Consider the following 17,934-nt stretch of genomic DNA (forward strand, 5'->3'; position numbering starts at 1 on the left):
GGCGAATTCCGTACCGGCGGCTCAGCTCACCTCGGCGCCCTTGGCGGCCGCCTCCTTCTCCGAGTGCACGTCACCGGTGGCGAGCGTGCCGCGCGCGCTCTCCAGGTGCGCCCGCACGAACCACTGGAACTGCTCCAGGTCGCGGAGCTGCCCGATCAGCAGGTCCTCGGTGGCGGGGTCGATCTCGCCCGCCTCCTTGACCGCGGCCCGCACGCCCTCGTTCACGCCGGTGTAGACCACGTCCAGCGCGGCGAGGTGCGCGATGGCATCGCCCCGGCCGATGGAGTAGTCGTCCCAGGTCCGCTCGGACACCAGCGCGCCCGGGGTGCCCTGGGCGACACCGCCGAGGGCGGCGATCCGCTCGGCCACGTCGTCGGCCATCTCACGGACCTGGTCGACCTGCGGGTCGATCATCTCGTGCACGGCGATGAAGTGCGGTCCGACGACGTTCCAGTGCACGTGCTTCAGCGTGAGGTGGAGGTCGTTGAGCGCGTGCAGACGGAGGCGGAGCAGACCGATGAGCTTGCCGGCCGCCTCACGCTCGAGGCCCGGAACGGTGTACTCGGGGGTCAGATCCTTGGTCTGGCTGGTCATGGTTCACCTCTGTCATCACGGTGAGAAGTCCTTGCCTGAGCACATGTGCCCCGGTCCGACCCTCTCAGACGTGGTTTTGTCCCGCCCGTCGCAGTAGGCGGAACGGGCCCCTCCGACCAAGCCGCAGGCCGAGCGGCTACGGATTCCACGTGACGATCCCGTACGACCGCCCGAAGGGAAGGCGCCCCGCGTGAGTGTCCACAGCGACGGCCCGGACGAGACGACGCACCAGCAGGGCGGCGAGGGCGTGGAGGGCCCCGAGAGCGCGCTGGTCGTCCGGTACGCCCCGAAGTCCCCGAAGGCCGCCGTGCTCACCCTGCACGGCGGCCGGGCCGAGGACGTCTCCGTCAGCCGGCCCTGGCATCTCGCCGCGCTGCGCATGCGCCCAGTGCTGCGCGCCGTCGCCTCAGGGCTGCCGTCGGACGGCATCGTGCTCGGTGAGGTGCGCTACCGGCACCGGGGCTGGAACGGCGGGGCCGCCGCCGACGACGTGCTGCGCGCCCTCGGCGAACTGCACGACAGGTTCGGCCCGCTGCCCGTCGTGCTGGTCGGCCACTCCATGGGCGGCCGGGCGGCCCTGCACGCGGCCGCCCACCCGGCCGTACGCGGAGTGCTGGCGCTCGCGCCCTGGCTGCCCGCCGCCGAACCCGCCGTCCACCTGCGCGGACAGCGGCTGGTGGTGATGCACGGCGACGCCGACCGGATCACCGGTGCGGACGACTCCGTGAACTTCGTGCGGCGGGCCCGCACGGCCGGCGCGCACGCCGGAATGATCATGATCACCGGGGCGGAACACGCCATGCTGCGCCGCCTGCCCACCTGGCACCGGCTCGCCACCGAGATCGTGGCCGACCTGCTGCGCGACCACCCCGCGAAGGACGGCACGGTCGCCGAGGCCACCGCGCCAGGGGCGCCGGCGTTCCTGCGCGTCTGACCCCTCCCGCACGGCTTCCGCACTGCCTCCGGGGCTCGCCGAGATGTCCCGCTTGCCCCCGTATCGATCCCCGCACTGTGTGCACTGCGGTGATCCGAGCTATCGGGCCGGTGGCGGGCCGAGCCCGGTGGCGGGCACATTCGGACCGTGGACAGGCGGGAGGGGCAGCCATGGGGGAGAGGCCGACAGCCGGCGTCACCATCGAGGGCCTTCGGGCGGAGCTCGACGCGATCGACGAACGTTTCCTGGAACAACTGCGCGCCCGGATCGAGAAGTGCGTGGAGATCGGCCACTTCAAGCGGGAGCACGACGTGCCGATGATGCAGCCGCACCGCATCGGCGTCGTCCAGGAGCGGGCCGCCCGCTACGGCGAACGGCACGGCATCGACCGGGAGTTCCTGCGGAAGCTGTACGACCTCGTGATCGAGGAGACCTGCCGCGTCGAGGACCGGGTGATCGGAGGTTCGTCGTGAGGACCTTGCTCATCGACAACTACGACTCCTTCACCTACAACCTCTACCAGTTGCTCGGCGAGGTCAACGGACGGCCGCCGGTCGTCGTCCGCAACGGCGCCGACTGGTCCGCGCTGCGGCTGGAGGAGTTCGACGCCGTCGTCATCTCGCCCGGTCCCGGACGCCCGGACCGGGAGCGGGACTTCGGCATCAGCGCCCGCGCCATCCTCGACAGCGGGCTGCCCGTCCTCGGTGTCTGCCTCGGCCACCAGGGCATCACCCATCTGTTCGGCGGCACGGTCGCCCTCGCGCCCGAGCCCATGCACGGCCGGATCTCCGCCGTCCACCACAACGGCACCGACCTCTTCGCCGGACTCCCCAGCCCCTTCGACGTGGTCCGCTACCACTCGCTGGCCGCCACCGACCTGCCCGACGAACTCGAGGCCGTCGCCTGGACCGGGGACGGCGTGATCATGGGCGTACGGCATGTGTCCCGGCCGGTGTGGGGCGTGCAGTTCCACCCCGAGTCCATCAGCAGCGAGTACGGCCGCGACCTGCTGCGCAACTTCCGCCGCCTCGCGCTCGCCCACCGGGCCACCGCTGCGAGCGGCTCCCGGTACACCGTGCACACCCGCCGGGTCGGCCTCCAGCCCGACACCGAGGCCGCCTACCGCGCCCTCTTCGCCGGGGACGCGCACAGCTTCTGGCTGGACAGCGGCGCCGTCATCGAGGGCCTGTCCCGCTTCTCCTTCCTCGGCGACGGGCGCGGCCCGCTCGCCGAGTACGTCAGCTACCGGGTGTCCGACGGCGGCGTCACCGTCCGCAGCCCCGGCCGCGCCGACGACGAGGGCGAGATCGTCGAGCAGGGCTTCTTCGAGTACCTCGACGAACAGATCCGCACCCGCGCCGTGCCCGTACCGGCCGGGCTGCCCTTCGAGTTCAACCTCGGCTACGTCGGCTACCTCGGCTACGAACTCAAGGCCGAGACCGGCGGCCAGGCCGTGCACAAGTCCGCCACCCCGGACGCGGCCATGCTGTTCACCGACCGGATGCTCGCCGTCGACCACGGCGAGGGCGTCAGCTACCTGCTCGCCCTCTCCGCCGACGGCGAGGACGGCGACGCCCTGCGCTGGTTGGACGAGACCGAGGCGAGGCTGCGCGCCCTGCCCGCCCCCGGCACCGCACCGGACACCCCGGCCCGTTTCACCGGCATGACCGACCCGGACGCCAGTGCCCTCCTGCGGCTCCGGCACGGCAAGGACGCCTATCTCGACCGGGTCCGGCAGAGCCTGGAGGAGATCCGGCAGGGCGAGACGTACGAGGTCTGCCTGACCAACTCCGTCGTCATGGACGTCCGCATCGACCCGCTCACCACCTACGCGCGGCTGCGCCGGCTGAGCCCGGTGCCGTACGGGGCGCTGCTCGACTTCCAGGGCGTCGCCGTGCTCAGCGCCTCGCCCGAGCGGTTCGTCACGGTCGGCACGGACCGGGTCACCGAGTCCAAGCCCATCAAGGGCACCCGGCCGCGTGGCGCCACCCCGGCCGAGGACGAGGAGCTGCGCCGGGACCTGCTCAGCCAGGAGAAGGACCGCGCCGAGAACCTGATGATCGTCGACCTGATCCGCAACGACCTCAACTCGGTCTCCGAGGTCGGCTCCGTGCACGTACCGCGCCTGTTCCACGTGGAGACCTACGCGCCCGTCCACCAGCTCGTCTCCACCATCAGGGGCACGCTGCGCCCCGAGGAGACGGCCGTGTCCTGTGTCCGGGCCGCCTTCCCCGGCGGCTCGATGACGGGGGCGCCGAAGCTGCGCACCATGGAGATCATCGACCGGCTGGAGGAGGGGCCGCGCGGTGTCTACTCCGGGTCGCTGGGCTGGTTCGCGCTGAGCGGGGCCGCCGATCTCAACATCGTGATCCGCACGCTCGTCGCCACGCCGGACCGGGTCGCCTTCGGGGTGGGCGGGGCCATCGTGGCGCTGTCGGACCCCGAGGAGGAGTTCGAGGAGACGGTCGTGAAGTCGCGGGCGATGGTGACGGCCGTGCTGGACACCGCTCTGGAGCTGGGTTCCGCGTCGCCGTCCGGGGGCCGGCCGTGACCCGGCGGGCCGTCGTCGTCGGCGGGGCCGGGGCCGTGGGGCGGCTGTTCACCGAGCGGTTGCTCGGGGCGGGCGCCGAGGTGACCGTGGTCGACCCCGCCGACGCCCCGGTCTTCGGCGCGGCGCGCCGGACGCGCGGCGACATCACCGACCCCGGCCCGGCGCTCACCGCCGAACTCGGCCGGGCCGACCTCGTCGTCCTCGCCGTGCCCGAGCCGGTGGCGCTCGCCGCGCTGCCCGGCCTGGCCGGGGCGCTGGCGCCGGGCGCGGTGCTCGCCGACACGCTGTCCGTGAAGCAGGCCGTCACCCGCGCCGTACGGGAACACGCCCCCGGCGTCCAGGCGGTGGGCCTCAACCCGATGTTCGCGCCCGCGCTCGGCTTCGCCGGCCGGCCGGTCGCCGCCGTGGTCGTCCACGACGGTCCCGGCGTAGCCGCGCTGCTGGCGCTGATCGAGGAGTGGGGCGCCACGGTCGTACGCGTCGACGCCGCCGAGCACGACCGGCTGGCCGCCGCCTCGCAGGCGCTCACCCACGCCGCCGTCCTCGGCTTCGGGCTGGCGCTCGCCGGTACGGGGGTGTCGGCCGCCGACCTGCGGCCGATCGCACCGCCGCCCGCGACCACGCTGCTCGCCCTGCTGGCCCGCGTCGCCTCCGGCACGCCGGAGGTGTACTGGGACGTCCAGCACGCCAACGCCGAGGCGGGGGCGGCCCGCAAGGCGCTGGCCGAGGCGGTGCACCGGGTCGCCGACACCGTGGAGCACGGCACCGAGGCCGACTTCGCCGCCCTCCTCGGCGAACTCCGCGCCTACCTGGGTGACGACCTCGCCCACCACCGCGACACCTGCGCCCGGCTCTTCGCACAGCCCTAGGACCCGTCGTCCGAGTCCCGCCCGCGACGACAGGTCCCAGGGATCACCCGCGGCCGCACGGCACCGGCGGCGAAGACCTCGCCGCACCCTGCCCGAACCCTGTCCGAGAGGTTGTCCATGACCACGTTCGCCCCGACCGTCCTCACCCCCGAGCAGCGGGCCGCGCTCGCCGCCGACCCCGCCATCGGCGGCGGCAACCTGCTGCGCGCCGCGCTGGCCACCAGCCCCGACCCCGACCTGCCGTTCCTGCGCTCCAGCCGGCCGATACCCGTGCCCTCGGGGGAGGAGCGCGAGGAGTTCAGCCTCGCCGAGTTCGACGCGCTGGCCCAGAGCTGGTCCGCCTGGTACCTCGCGCAGGGCGTGGGCACCCGCGACCGGGTCGCCGTCTGGTTCGAGGACTCCCTCGCCTACTCCCTGCACTTCTACGCCCTCGCCCAGATCGGCGCGGTCGCCCTGCTGATCAACTCCAACGCCCCGCAGGCCATCGCCACCTCACTGATCGAGCAGACCGCACCCGTCGGCCTCTACGCCGACCGGGCCCGCCTCGACCGGCTCGGCTCCGCCGTGGACGGCCTCGGCCTGCGCTTCGCCGTGTCCGTGGAGGAGCTGCCCGCCCCGCCGGCCGCGCCGCTCCCGGACTCCGCCTACTGGCGCCACCACGACGACGACCCGGTGGCGATCCTGCACTCCTCCGGCACCACCGGCCGCCCCAAGCCGACCATCCACACCCACAAGTCCATCGTCTCCGGGCCCAAGTTCCGCCTGGTCGACCACACCGAGCAGCCGGGCGCGCTGATGATGACCGCGCTGCCCCAGTCCCACCTCGGCTGCATCGCGTACACCGTGTACGCGGTCCTCGGAGGCACCCCGATCGTCGCCCTCAGTGACCGCAGCGGCCCCGGACTCGCCACCGCCGTCGGCAAGTACCGGCCCACCTCCGTGATGTCCTTCGCGCACGCCTACGCCGAACTCGCCAACACCGAGCCGGAGCCCGGTGCGCTGGACTCCGTGCAGGCGTGGGTGTCCATCGGGGACGCCGTGCACCAGGCCCACATCACCAAGGTGCTCTCCATGCGCAGCCCCGGCCTGGAGCCCGCCGCCTTCCTGGACCGGCTCGGCACCACCGAACTGGGCTGGGGCGTGCTGCTGAAGGCCCGCACCCTGGACAGCGAGCGCCACGACCGCTGTGCGGGCAAGCCGGTCGGCGTCGCCGAGGTCGCCATCCTGCGCAAGGACGGCAGCCACGCCGACGACGGCGAGGTCGGCTTCCTCGCCGCCAAGGGCCCCGCCATCACGCCCGGTTACTGGGGTGACTCCGACCTCACCTACCGCTTCAAGCTGTCCGGCTACTGGCTGCCCGGCGACATGGCCTACCGCGACAGCGAGGGCGACTTCTTCCTCGTCGACCGCGCCGCCGACGCCATCGAGACCGAACAGGGCACCGGCTACTCGGTGTTCATGGAGGAGGTCATCCTCAACGACGTCCCCGACACCGGCGACGTCGCCGTGGTCGCCGGGCGCCGCGACGGACGGACGGTACCGGTCGCCGTCGTCACCGTCGGCCAGTCGGTCGCCGACCCCGACCCGGAGAAGCTGCTCCGCCAGGCCAACGAGGCGTTGCGGGCCGCCGGCCACCCGGTGCTCGGCCTGCTGGAGATCGTCCCGGAAGAGACCGGTCTGCCTGTGGGTGTCACCGGTAAGGTCCTCAAGCGGCAACTGCGCGAGCAGTACGCCGAGCTGACCGCCTACGTCCGTGACCGCGACGGCGTGCTCGTCGCCGTCCACGAGGAGCCCACCGCATGACCGCAGACACGCCCGCCACCGCGCCGGCCGCCGGCGCCGGTACGGACACCGCCAAGGTCGACTTCTACTTCGACCCGGCATGCCCCTTCGCCTGGATCACCTCCCGCTGGATTCTCGAGGTCCAGCAGCACCGTCAACTGGACCTCAGCTTCCGGCTGATGAGCCTGTACGTCCTCAACGAGGGACGCGAACTGCCCGACTGGTACCGCGAACTGGTCGACAACTCCCTCGCCCTGATCCGGATCGTCACCGCCGCCGCGCACCACCACGGCGACGAGGTGCTGCCGGGCCTGTACGAGGAGCTGGGCACCCGCATCCACAACGGCGGCAACAAGGACTACCTCGCGGTCGCCGCCGAGGCCCTCGCCGCCCGTGGCCTGCCCGACTCGCTGCTGGCCGCCGCCGACACCGACACCTACGACGAGGAACTGCGCAAGAGCCACCACGAGGGCATGGACCCGGTCGGCGAGGACGTGGGCACGCCCACCATCCACATCGACGGCGTCGCCTTCTTCGGCCCGGTGCTCAACTCCATCCCGCGCGGCGAGGAAGCCGCCCGGATCTTCGACGGAGCCCGCGCGCTGGCCAACTACCCGGACTTCTTCGAGCTGAAGAGGACCCGCACGGGCAGTCTCCGCTTCGACTGAGACGCGCCCCCACGGCGACCGGGCCGCCTCCCGCCGACAGCGGAGCGGCCCGGCCGCCGCGCACCATCGACACCGGCAACGACATTCGGGGGGAACAGGAGATGGACGAGCCGCAGCGAAGAGAACAGCGCCCGCCCGCGTTCGTACTGGCGGGATCGTTCCTGGTGGTGTGCCGGTCACCGGCCTACCTGGACGAACTCGCCCGGCGCGGCCTGAAGATCCTCCTCATCACCCCCGCCGGCGCTCGCGACGAGGCGCTGGCCTGCGCCGCCGACCCCGCCCATCCGGCCGCCGGCATCCACGACTTCGCCTTCGTGGACGGCGACCCCGGCCGCGACAACTCCTTCCTCCCCGGCGCGGTGGCCGCCGCCCTGCGCTGGCGCGAGGAGTACGACATCGTCGGCGCCTGTGCCGTGGGCGAGACCCAGGTCGAACCCGTCGGGCTGCTCGCCGACGCCCTCGGCGTGCCGGGCCCCGGCCTGCGCGCGAGCCGCGCCTGTCGCAGCAAGTACCTCCAGCGCTGGTACCTGCCCGAGTACAGCCCGGCCGCCGTCGTCGTACCGCCCGGCGAACGCGACCGGGTCGACGTGGCGTCCCTGGCCTACCCGGTGGTGTTCAAGCCGGCCGGGCGGCACTCCAGTTCCGGGGTGGAGAGCGTCGACGGGCCCGCCCGGCTGCGTGAGCTGCTCGCCGGGCACCCGGCACACGAGACGGTGCTCGTCGAGGAGAAGGTCGCCGGGCAGGAGTTCTCCGTCGAGTCCCTCGTACAGGGCGGCCGGATCGTCTTCGCCTCCGTCACCCGCAAGGACACCACCGACACCCACGCGCCCACCTTCGTCGAGCTGTCCCACACCGTGCCCGGCGACCGCCCCGACGACGCCGAGGCCCTGCTCACCGCCAACGCGAGCGTTCTGGACACCCTCGGATTCCGCGACGGCGTCGCCCACGCCGAGTGGCGGATCGGCGCCGAGGGGCGGCCCGTACTGATGGAGGTCGCCGCCCGGCCGCCCGGCGACGGACTCTGCGTGCTGTACGAACTGGCCACCGGGGCGTCGCTGGAGCGGCAGATCATCCGGATCGCCCTCGGCGAACCCGTCACCTACCCGGCGCCCACGCGCTTCGCCCGCCAGGTCTACCTCGAGCACGCTCCGGGCATCCTGCGCGACGTCGCCGTGGACGGCTTCGGGGTCGCGCCCGCCTGGGTCGGGGAACGCGGACTCTGGCCGCACCTCGAGCCCGGCCCGCCCGACGCCCCACCCGCCCTGCGCGCGGTCCTCGTCCACCAGGACCGGGGGGCCCGCCTGGGCGAGCTGCACAGCTCCGAGGACCGTGCGGTGTCCTTCCTGATCGACGCCCCGACCGTCGCCGAACTCGACGCGCTGGAGGCCGAGGTGCGCGCCGCCGTCACCGTCGACACCGGCCCCGAGGCAGTGCCGGAGGCGTCCGTCACCCATGTCCTCGTCGGCTACAGCCCCGTCATGCTCGGCAAGCTCGACGGCCTCCTCCCGGTCGGCTCCGTGCTGGTGCTGGAGGAACCCGACGTCATCGAGGCGCGCGGGCTCGCCGGGCTCTCCGACCGCCACGCCTGCGTGGCCGCGCTGCTGCCCGCGCCCACCCAGGACGAGGCACACCCCGAGCGCCTCGTCCGCGCCGTACCCCGCCCGCCCCAGGTCCGCGCGGTCGTCCCCGTCGTCGAGTACGGGGTGGTCATCGCCGCCGCGCTCGCCGAGGAGTGGGGGCTGCCCGGCGCGGGCGTCAAGGCCGCCCACCTGCTCCGCGACAAGGGCCTGCTGCGGGCCGCGCTGACCGGCACCGGCACCCTCCAGCCCGACTGGGCGCCCGCCACCGGACCCGAGACGGTCGCCGCCTTCCGCGCCGCCCACGACGGAGAAGCCGTCCTCAAGCCCGCCGGCCGCCAGGCCAGCCTCGGCGTCCAGCTCCTCGGCCCCGACGACGACGTGACGGCGGCCTGGGCCCACACCACCGCCGCCGACGAGCCGACCCTGCGCGCCCGCCACCCCGAACCCGCCCGCTACCTGGTCGAACAGCGCCTGCGCGGGCCGGAGTTCAGCGTGGAGGCCGTCGTCCACGACGGCGTCGTCGGCTTCCTCAACATCACCGCCAAGACCGTGCGGGACTCCCGGCACCCCGTCGAGACCGGCCACACCGTGCCCGCCCCGCTGCCCGACGAGACGGAGACCGAGCTGCGCCGGTCCCTGGTGCGGCTCGCCCAGAGCATCGGCTTCCGCTCCGGCATCCTGCACTCCGAGTGGCTGCTCGCCGGACCGGACGGACGCCCGCACCTGATCGAGTGCGCCGGGCGGATGCCGGGCGGCGGCATCACCGTCCTCATCGACGAGGCGTACGGCACCGACATCCTGAGCTGTCTGCTCCGGGTGCTGGAGGGGCGCGGGCCCGTGGAGCCCCGGCCCGCCCTCAAGGGCGCCGCCGTACGTTTCCTCACCCCGCCGCCCGGCCGGGTCGCACGGGTGTCCGGCGCCGACCGGGCACGGGAGGCGGAAGGGGTGCGCGAGGTGCACCTCGCCGTCGAGCCGGGGGCCGTGATGCGGCCCGTCACCAGCTCGTGGGAGCGCGCCGGGTTCATCATCGCCACCGCCGAGGAGGGACCGGCCGCCGCGGGCCGGCTCGCCGAGTGGGCGGCCGCGCTGATCGACATCGCCACCGAGCCCGAGGCCGCGCCGGAGTCCGTGCCGGGGGAGGAGGGATGAGCCGCTCCTTCTGGCGCGCCTACGTCCCCGCCACCCCCGACGGGCGTGCCTTCGCGGTCATTTCGCTGGTCAACGCGATCGGCACCGGCCTGTATCTGGCCGCGTCGGCGGTGTTCTTCGTCCGCTCGGTGGGACTGACCCCGGCCGAGGTCGGCACCGGCCTCGCCATCTCGGGGGTCGTCGGCTTCCTGACCACCGTGCCGATCGGCGCGGCGGGGGACCGGTTCGGTGCCCGGCGCACCCTGATCGCCCTCCAGGTGTGGCGGGCGGGCGGCTTCGCGCTGCTGTGCCTGGTGCACGGGCTGGTCGGCTTCACCCTCGTCTCCTGCGCGCTGGCCGCCGCCGAGGCGGCCACCCAGCCGATGACCCAGGCGGTGGCGTCCGCGACGGTGGCGGGCACCGACCGCACCCGCACCATGGCCATCATCCGCACCGTGCGCAACGCCGGCTTCTCCGTCGGCGCGCTGCTCGCCGCGCCGCTGCTGACCGCCGACAGCGTCTGGCCGTACCGGGCCATCGTGCTGGGCACCGCCGCCGCCTTCGTCCTCTCGGCGCTCATGCTGACCCGGCTCCGGCTCGACGGCGCCGACACCGTCCAGCGCAAGGTCGGCCCGCTGGACGCGGTCCGGCGCTTCCGGGACTGGCGGTACGGGCTGCTGACCGTCCTCAACGGCTTCCTCAACCTGCACGTCACGATCCTGTCGGTGGGCCTGCCGCTGTGGGCGCTCCAGGCCACCGAGATGCCCGCCGGGGCGCTGCCCTTCCTGGTGCTGGTCAACACCCTGCTGTCGATCGCGCTCCAGGTCCCGGTCGCCCGGATCGCGGAACGTCCGGACGGCGCGGCGCGCTCCCTGCGGCTCGGCGGGGTGGCGCTGACCCTCTGCTGCGCCGCCCTCGCCGTGTCCGGTGCCCCCGACTCGGCCTGGGCGGCGGCCGCGGTGCTCGGGCTGGCCTGTGTGCTGCTCACCTTCGGGGAGATGTGGCAGGCCACCGGAGGCTGGGAACTGAGCTACGAGTGCGCCCCCGAGGACCGGAAGGGCGTCTACCTCTCGGTGTTCAGCCTCGGCGGCACCGGCCAGCGCATCGTGGGCCCCGCACTGATCACCTCGGTCGTGATCGCCGGGGGCCCGCTCGGCTGGGCCGGCCTCGCGGCTGCGTTCGCCCTGGCCGCGCTGCTCGTCACCCCCGTCACCCGCCTGCTGCGCACCCCGCCGCCCGCGGACGCGCCGGCCCCCGTCGAGAGGACCGCGTCATGACCGCGCCGAGGGAACTGCTGCTGGCCGGCGTCGGCACCATGGGCCGCCCCTACCTGGAGGCCGCCGCCCGGCTGGGCGTACGGGCCCGCGCGCTGGAGTCCGCCGCGACCTGGGGGAGCCGCCCGACCGCGCTCGCGGAACGCTTCTACCGGGTGCCCGACGGTCACGAGGAGTCCTGGGCCGGTGCGGTCGCGGCCGCCGTGACCGAGCGGGTGCCGGACGGCCTGATCGGCTTCGCCGAACCCCAGGTCGTCGCCGCGGCCCTCGCCCAGCAGCGGCACGGCCTGCGCGGACCCTCGCTGCACGCGGCGGTCGTCTCCCGCAACAAGGCCCTGCAACGCGCCCTGTTCGGGGCGCACGGTGTCCCGCAGCCCGAGTATCTGCACGTGGCCCGGCTCGGCGAGGCCCGCGACTGGATGCTCCAGCACCTCCCCGTGGTGGTCAAACCGCTCAGCCTGTCCGGCAGCCAGGGCGTCGAGCTGATCCGTACCCCGCAGGAGGTCGAGGAGGTCGTCGCCCGGCGGGACGGGGAGGGACAGCTCCTCGTGGAAACGGCCGTGGAGGGGCCCGAGTTCAGTTGGGAGGCCCTGGTCCGCGAGGGCGAGGTCCTCTTCGAGAACGTCACCGCCAAGGAGACCACCCCACCGCCGTACTTCGTCGAACTCGTCCACCGCTGTGGCCACGACCTCGGCCCCGAATCCGCCGCCCAGGTCGGGGAGTTGACCTCGGGCGTGCTCCGCGCCCTGGGCATGGACACCGGCCTGGTGCACCTGGAGTTCCGGATGGGCGCGGCCGGCCCGGTGCTGATGGAGGTCGCGGTGCGCACCCCCGGCGACTATCTGCCCGACGCGATCGGCCTGACCTACGGCTTCGACCTGTACGAGGCCATGGTGCTGCTGTCGGTCGGCCTGCCCCTGCCCGCCCTGCCCGAGCGGCCGGTGTCCCATGCGGCCACGGTCTTCCTCACCGCCGTGCCCGGCACCATCACCGGGATCGGGGGACTGGACGAGGTGCGGGCGCACCCGGCGGTCGTCCGGGTACGGCCCCGCAAAGGAGTGGGGGACACGGTCCTCCCGCTCACCTCGTCCGGCCGGCGGCTCGGGCACGTGCTCATCGACGCCGGGTCGCCCACCGAGCGGGAGGACGCCGTGAAGTTCGTCCGCGAGAACCTGCGCTTCACCGTGACACCTCAAGTCCCCTAGCCGGAACGGTCCTTTCCGGTGGCGCGCCCCACCGTGAGCCGGAAAGACTCCTCCCAGCACGGCCCCGTACGGAAGGAACTGAATGCGCGTCAGCCGGATCATCCCCCCACCGGGGCCGCCCAGGACCCTGGCCCTGGCGCAGCTCACCAACTCCGTGGGCGACGGCGCCTATTACGTGTGTTCGGTGCTGTACTTCAGCCGGGTCGTCGGGCTGTCCCCGACCCAGATCGGCGCCGCGCTCACCATCGGCTGGGCGCTCGGCGCAGTCGTCGGTGTACCGCTCGGGCATCTCGCCGACCGGCGCGGACCGCGCGGGATCGCCATCCTGATGTCGCTCGCCACCGGCGCCGCCATCGCCTCCCTGCTCTTCGTACGGACCTACCCGGCGTTCCTCGCCGCCGTGTGCCTGTACACCTGCTGCCAGTGCGGGCTGGCGGCCGCCCGGCAGGCCCTGCTGGCCGGGCTTGTGGAGCCCGCCCGGCGCACCGAGACGCGGGCCTACCTGCAGTCGACCGTGAACGCGGGTCTGGCCCTCGGCGCCGCGCTCGGCGGCATCGCCCTCCAGCTCGACAGCGAGGCGTCCTACCTCACGGCGCTGGCGATGGACGCGGTCACCTTCGTCCTGGCCGCCTGGGTGCTGAGCCGGCTGCCCGTGCCCGCCCGGCAGCTCACCTCGGCCGACCGGCCCGCCGGGCGCGCCCTCACCGTGCTCCGGGACCGCCCGTACGCGCTGGTCTCATTGCTGAACATGGTCATGCTGCTGTACATGCCGCTGCTCAGCGTGGTGCTGCCGCTGTGGATCGTGCAGCGGACCGGGGCGCCGGGCTGGACGGTGTCGGCGCTGCTGGTGCTCAACACGCTCAGCGTGGTCCTGTTCCAGGTCAGGATGGCCGCGCGGGTGACGGGACTGCGGTCGGCCGCGCGTGCCGTGCGGCAGGCGGGCATGGTGCTGCTGCTGGCCTGTGTTTGTTTCGCGGTGTCGGCGGCCGGTACCTCGGCCTGGCTGCCGGTGCTGGTGCTGCTGCTCGCCGCGTGTGTGCAGGTCTTCGGCGAGATGCTGCTCGGCTCCGGCTCCTGGGAGATCGGCTTCGCGCTCGCCCCTGCCGACAAGCAGGGCCAGTACCAGGGCTTCTACGGCGCCGGGACCGCCGTCGCGCGGCTCATCGGCCCGCTGCTGCTGACCACGCTCATCCTGTCCTGGGGCACCGGGGGCTGGCTGGTCGTGGGCGCCCTGTTCCTGGGGGCGGGCCTCGCCATGGAACCCGCCGTGCGGTGGGCGGAGGCGCGGCGCCCGGCCGAGATGCGGGAGTCGGCGCCCGTACGGGACTGAGCCTCAGGTGAGCGCCGCCGCGACCCGCAGCACGGCGTCGTTCGCCTCCGGGGTGCCGACCGTGACGCGTACGCCCTCGCCGGGGAAGGCCCGTACGGCGACCCCGTCCCGGGCGCACGCCTCCGCGAACGCCGTCGTGCGCTCGGCCAGCGGCAGCCAGAGGAAGTTGGCCTCCGACGCGGTCACCGGCACCATCGGCCGCAGCGCGCTGGTCAGCCGGTCGCGTTCCTTGACCACGGCCTCCACCCGCTCCAGCAGCTCGTCCTCCGCCACCAGGGAGGCCAGGGCGGCGGTCTGGGCCAGCGCGTTCACCCCGAACGGCACGACGGTGTGCCTGATCCGGGCGGCCACCTCCGCGTGCGCGAACGCGTAGCCGACCCGCAGCGCGGCCAGGCCGTACGCCTTGGAGAAGGTCCGCAGCACGACCAGGTTCGGCCGGCTCCGGTACAGCTCGATGCCGTCCGGGACCTCCGGGTCGCGCACGAACTCCCGGTACGCCTCGTCCAGCAGTACGAGGACGTTCTCCGGCACGCGGTCCAGGAAGGCTTCCAGTTCGGCACGGGTGACGGCGGTGCCGGTGGGGTTGTTGGGGTTGCAGACGACGGCCAGGGCGGTGCGCGGGGTGATGGCGTCGGCCATCGCCGCCAGGTCGTGCCGTTCCTCGCGCAGCGGCACCCGTACCGAGGTGCCCCGGCAGATCTCGGTGAGGTGCGGGTACGCCTCGAACGACGGCCACGCGTACACCACTTCGTCACCGTCACGGACCACGGCGTGCAGCAGATGGTGGGTGACACCCACCGATCCGGCGCCGGTCACGATGTGCGAACGCGGCACCCCGTGGCGGTCCGCGAGGGCGTCGACCAGCTCGGTCACCGTGCGGTCGGGGTAGCGGTTGAGGCCGCCGGCCGCCGCCGCGAGCGCGGTCCGCACCGAGGGCAGCGGCGGATAGGGGTTCTCGTTCGCGGCCAGCGCGTGGCGGGTCATGGACGCGTTTCTCCTGGGGTCGATCGAGGGTGCGGGGAATTCCCCGAATCCGGTCCGGCCGGGGAATGATCGCTCAATGCCATGAGATATCCGAGCTGGAGCCGGTGCTGGGCACCGTAATCCTCTTTCAGGCGCGCCACATGACTTTGCAGTGAACGCAGGCTCAATCCCAGACGCCGGGCTATCTCTTTGTCCGAGCGGCCCTCGATCAGGAGTTTCCGGATCGATTCCCGCATGTCAGGGATCACTTCTCCGGCGGCCTCCGCGGCGCGCACCGGGACGAAGGGAAACGGTTCGGCGCGGTCCCACTGCCGGGTGAACACGTCCGTGAGGAAAGCGACCACGGCCGGCTCCCGGACCAGCACCGCGGTCTGCCGGTCCCGGCTGCCCGGGATGAACGCGGCCGACCGGTCGATGATGATGAGCCGCTCGAAGAACTCCGGCAGTGTGCGCACCTGGACACCGAACTCGGTCACCACCTTGACGTATTGCTTGGTCGGCTCGTCGAACCGCGTGCTGTGCTGGTAGAGCGTCCGCATGGCCACCCCGGCGGCGAGCTGCCGGCGTACCGAGGCGAGCGCGTCGCGCAGCACGGAGGGCGGGCGCGAGCCGTCCGGCTGGGCGGTGAGGATCTCCTCGCGAGCCCCCGCCAACTCATTCTGAATGGCCCGGTTGATGTCCGGAAGGCCGTTCAGGTACCGGAAAGCGGAGTTCACGCTGCCGGTTTCCCCGGTGTCCGGACGGGTCCCGGAGGCGCCGTGCGGCTCCGGGGGCGCCCAGTCGGCCTGCTCGGCGACGGCGCGCGAGAGGCCGCTCAGGGCCTCGGCGACGTTGCGCATGGTGGTGCGGTAGTCCGGGACGTCCTCGGTGAGGCCGGCCGAGCAGGCGGCTATCGCCTCCTGGAGCGGGCCGGGCGCGTACTCCTCCAGGGGTGTCCCGGTCATTTCCGTGCCCGATTTACGCTGAGCTGTTTCCATTTCAATCCTTCGTTTCACGGCACTGCGCCGACCCGAAGCATGTTAGGTCTTTTGTGTTCGTTCGCCGACGGGTGACGGTTGTTCCGTCGGAGGATCGAGCCGCGAACCGCACTGGCGCTCGCTTATTTTCCGACCCCTTGTTTCCGACGCATTTACCGAAGAGGGGGAGACATGTACGGCGTAATCACCGATGTTCCGCTGCTCGGGTCCGACGACGTCGGCTGGAACCGTTTCGGCCCGGAGCGCACCACCGCCTGAGCGGCGGACGTCACCACCGCGCCCGGCGGCGCGCCCGACGGGAGGAAACCGAGCGTGAGGGCCGTTGAGACCGTCCTGCGCAGACATGCCGAGGACGGCGACCGGCCGCTGGTGGAGGTGACGGCCGAGGACGGCACCGCCGTCGTCCACTCCTACCGCGAGATCACCCGCGCCGCCCGCGCCCTGGGGGACCGCCTGGACCTCGGTCCCCGGCACAGGGTGGGCATCCTGTGCGGCGACACCGCCGAGGCCGTCGTCGCCGAACTCGCCCTGCTGGCACTGCGGGTGACCGGCTGCCCCGTACCGCCCGGCGCCTCCGCGCGCACCGCGGCCGCCCTGCTCGCGGACGTGTCCGCCGTCCTCGCCGACACCCGCGGCCTGGCCCTGCTGGCCGCCTGGGCGGGCCGGCGCGTACTGCCCGAGGGCTGCCCGGTCGTCCCGGTCGACCTCGCCGCGCTCACCGACTCCGCGCCCAGTGCCTATCGCGTCCCCGACGACGACCGGGACTGGATCTGCAAGATCCTCCCCGCCTCGGCGGGCTCGGCCGGCCGGGTCGGCATCCGCGCCCATGCCGTCGGCGCCCACCTCGACGCGCTGCGCGCCGAGTTGCCCGTCGGAGCCTTCGCCCGCTGCGCGGTCACCGTCCCGCTGGGCGCCCTCGCCCACCAGGTGGCCGCCACCCCGATGGCCATCGCGGACGGAGGCTGCCTGCTGCTGCCCCCGCGCGGCATCCCCGCCACCGCCCTGCCGGACTGGACGGCCACGGTCCGGCCCACCGCGCTCGCCGTCACCCCGCCCGCCGCGACGGCCCTGATCGGCGCCGCCCGCACCGCGCGCCGCGAGGGCACACCCGTACCGGCCGCCCTGTTCGGCACCCCTGGGGTACCGCTGCTGTGGTGCGGCACCGAGGTGCCCCACCCGCTGCTCCGCGAGTGCGAGGGCCTCGGGCTGCCGGTGTACGCCGGGTACGGGCTGGCCGGCAACACCGGGGCGGTGAGCTGGAACACCCCGGCCGCCCGCAGGTCCGGCACGGTCGGGCGGCCCCTGTCCCATGTCCGCGCCGAGATCGGGCCAGACGGTGAACTCCTCGTCGGGGGCGCCGGGTTGGCCGTGCCACTCACCCCGGACGAGCCGGGTGACGGAACCGACGGCTGGCTGCACACCGGGGTGCGGGCCGCCATCGACGCCGACGGGTTCGTCCACCTCGTCCGCCCCGACCGCGCCCCGCGCGCCGGAGAACCGCTGACCCCCGAGATCGGACGCCTGCTGTACTCGCTGGTCCGCTCGCTGCGCGCGGACTGCGTGGTGGCGTTCGACGGCACCGCCGACGGCTCCCTCGACCAACTCGCCGCCGGGGCACGGGCGAACGGCACCGGGCGCATCGTCGGCCACGTGCCCGACGCCCACCTGGCCGCCGACACCCGCGCCCGGCTCACGGCCGCCGGGCTCGCCCCCTGGGCGGAGGTCCGCCACGCCGGCCTGCACGACCTCGGCCGCGCCCCCGCCCCGGTCGACCTCGCCCTGCTCGACTGCCGCCCCGACCTGACCCTGCCCGCGCTCACCGCGCTGGAGGGGCGGATGCGCCCCGGCACCATCGTGCTCGCTCTGGGCTCCGCCCCCACCGGCCCCTACCTCGACCGGGTGCGCGACAGCGAGGACTACCTCTCCATACCCCTGCCGGTCGGTGCCGGAGTGGAGGTCTCCATCCGACTCACCCCGGCCCCCACCGCCCACCGCCCCGCTCCCCGTCCGGTCCCCGGACCGGCCACGCCCACTCCACAGTCCAGCGGAGAGTGACCC

14 protein-coding genes are annotated in these 17,934 nt (G+C 73.6%); 11 read left to right on the plus strand and 3 right to left on the minus strand.

Annotated features, from left to right (window positions below):
* Window positions 1-21: 21 nt before the first annotated feature.
* Window positions 22-594, minus strand: coding sequence for a Dps family protein (locus OG448_RS28150; protein WP_405557935.1), 573 nt, complete (start codon window positions 592-594; stop codon window positions 22-24).
* Window positions 595-784: 190 nt separating this feature from the next.
* On the opposite strand from OG448_RS28150, the gene OG448_RS28155 reads away from it, so the two are divergent.
* The 10 genes from OG448_RS28155 to OG448_RS28200 all read left to right on the plus strand — a co-directional run bounded on the left by OG448_RS28155 (window position 785) and on the right by OG448_RS28200 (window position 13,915).
* The gene (locus tag OG448_RS28155; RefSeq protein ID WP_405557937.1) at window positions 785-1,528 is read left to right on the plus strand and encodes an alpha/beta fold hydrolase; all 744 of its coding nucleotides are present in this window, start codon (window positions 785-787) and stop codon (window positions 1,526-1,528) included.
* A 170-nt stretch (window positions 1,529-1,698) separates the two neighbouring features.
* Window positions 1,699-2,001: a chorismate mutase family protein gene (locus OG448_RS28160; protein ID WP_405557939.1), complete on the plus strand. Its 303-nt coding sequence runs from the start codon at window positions 1,699-1,701 to the stop codon at window positions 1,999-2,001.
* The gene (gene pabB / locus OG448_RS28165) at window positions 1,998-4,079 is read left to right on the plus strand and encodes an aminodeoxychorismate synthase component I (RefSeq protein WP_405557941.1); all 2,082 of its coding nucleotides are present in this window, start codon (window positions 1,998-2,000) and stop codon (window positions 4,077-4,079) included. Before OG448_RS28160 ends, pabB begins: the two co-directional genes overlap by 4 nt.
* The gene (locus tag OG448_RS28170; RefSeq protein WP_405557943.1) at window positions 4,076-4,948 is read left to right on the plus strand and encodes a prephenate dehydrogenase/arogenate dehydrogenase family protein; all 873 of its coding nucleotides are present in this window, start codon (window positions 4,076-4,078) and stop codon (window positions 4,946-4,948) included. The genes pabB and OG448_RS28170 overlap by 4 nt, the downstream gene beginning before the upstream one ends.
* Window positions 4,949-5,065: 117 nt before the next feature.
* Complete coding sequence (locus tag OG448_RS28175) at window positions 5,066-6,751, plus strand: class I adenylate-forming enzyme family protein (RefSeq protein ID WP_405557945.1); 1,686 nt, start codon at window positions 5,066-5,068, stop codon at window positions 6,749-6,751.
* Window positions 6,748-7,398, plus strand: coding sequence for a DsbA family protein (locus OG448_RS28180; RefSeq protein WP_405557946.1), 651 nt, complete (start codon window positions 6,748-6,750; stop codon window positions 7,396-7,398). The genes OG448_RS28175 and OG448_RS28180 overlap by 4 nt, the downstream gene beginning before the upstream one ends.
* A 101-nt stretch (window positions 7,399-7,499) precedes the next feature.
* Window positions 7,500-10,127, plus strand: a complete 2,628-nt coding sequence (locus OG448_RS28185) for an ATP-grasp domain-containing protein (protein WP_405557948.1) — start codon at window positions 7,500-7,502, stop codon at window positions 10,125-10,127.
* Window positions 10,124-11,383, plus strand: a complete 1,260-nt coding sequence (locus OG448_RS28190) for an MFS transporter (protein WP_405557950.1) — start codon at window positions 10,124-10,126, stop codon at window positions 11,381-11,383. Before OG448_RS28185 ends, OG448_RS28190 begins: the two co-directional genes overlap by 4 nt.
* Window positions 11,380-12,585: an ATP-grasp domain-containing protein gene (locus OG448_RS28195; protein ID WP_405557952.1), complete on the plus strand. Its 1,206-nt coding sequence runs from the start codon at window positions 11,380-11,382 to the stop codon at window positions 12,583-12,585. Before OG448_RS28190 ends, OG448_RS28195 begins: the two co-directional genes overlap by 4 nt.
* Before the next feature lie 82 nt (window positions 12,586-12,667).
* On the plus strand, window positions 12,668-13,915 hold the full coding sequence (locus OG448_RS28200) for an MFS transporter (RefSeq protein ID WP_405557954.1): 1,248 nt from the start codon (window positions 12,668-12,670) through the stop codon (window positions 13,913-13,915).
* Between the two features lie 3 nt (window positions 13,916-13,918).
* Here the strand turns inward: OG448_RS28200 and hisC are convergent, their stop codons facing one another.
* Both hisC and OG448_RS28210 read right to left on the minus strand, forming a co-directional pair.
* Window positions 13,919-14,899: a histidinol-phosphate transaminase gene (hisC, locus tag OG448_RS28205; RefSeq protein WP_405557956.1), complete on the minus strand. Its 981-nt coding sequence runs from the start codon at window positions 14,897-14,899 to the stop codon at window positions 13,919-13,921.
* Window positions 14,896-15,894: a hypothetical protein gene (locus tag OG448_RS28210; RefSeq protein WP_405557957.1), complete on the minus strand. Its 999-nt coding sequence runs from the start codon at window positions 15,892-15,894 to the stop codon at window positions 14,896-14,898. Before OG448_RS28210 ends, hisC begins: the two co-directional genes overlap by 4 nt.
* 294 nt (window positions 15,895-16,188) lie before the next feature.
* Here OG448_RS28210 and OG448_RS28215 point away from each other — a divergent pair, with 294 nt between their 5' ends.
* Window positions 16,189-17,931 carry an AMP-binding protein gene (locus OG448_RS28215; protein ID WP_405557958.1) on the plus strand — a complete coding sequence of 581 codons (1,743 nt, stop codon included), beginning with the start codon at window positions 16,189-16,191 and terminating at the stop codon, window positions 17,929-17,931.
* Window positions 17,932-17,934 lie beyond the last annotated feature (3 nt).

The sequence above is a fragment of the Streptomyces sp. NBC_01171 genome (genome assembly GCF_045039805.1).
GTDB lineage: Bacteria > Actinomycetota > Actinomycetes > Streptomycetales > Streptomycetaceae > Streptomyces.

What these genes read in the sequence shown, in the direction of transcription:
- OG448_RS28150 (WP_405557935.1), bottom strand. Translation starts at nt 594, where the DNA reads ATGACCAGCCAGACCAAGGATCTGACCCCCGAGTACACCGTTCCGGGC.
- OG448_RS28160 (WP_405557939.1), top strand. Translation starts at nt 1,699, where the DNA reads ATGGGGGAGAGGCCGACAGCCGGCGTCACCATCGAGGGCCTTCGGGCG.
- OG448_RS28175 (WP_405557945.1), top strand. Translation starts at nt 5,066, where the DNA reads ATGACCACGTTCGCCCCGACCGTCCTCACCCCCGAGCAGCGGGCCGCG.
- OG448_RS28180 (WP_405557946.1), top strand. Translation starts at nt 6,748, where the DNA reads ATGACCGCAGACACGCCCGCCACCGCGCCGGCCGCCGGCGCCGGTACG.
- OG448_RS28185 (WP_405557948.1), top strand. Translation starts at nt 7,500, where the DNA reads ATGGACGAGCCGCAGCGAAGAGAACAGCGCCCGCCCGCGTTCGTACTG.
- OG448_RS28190 (WP_405557950.1), top strand. Translation starts at nt 10,124, where the DNA reads ATGAGCCGCTCCTTCTGGCGCGCCTACGTCCCCGCCACCCCCGACGGG.
- OG448_RS28195 (WP_405557952.1), top strand. Translation starts at nt 11,380, where the DNA reads ATGACCGCGCCGAGGGAACTGCTGCTGGCCGGCGTCGGCACCATGGGC.
- OG448_RS28200 (WP_405557954.1), top strand. Translation starts at nt 12,668, where the DNA reads ATGCGCGTCAGCCGGATCATCCCCCCACCGGGGCCGCCCAGGACCCTG.
- hisC (WP_405557956.1), bottom strand. Translation starts at nt 14,899, where the DNA reads ATGACCCGCCACGCGCTGGCCGCGAACGAGAACCCCTATCCGCCGCTG.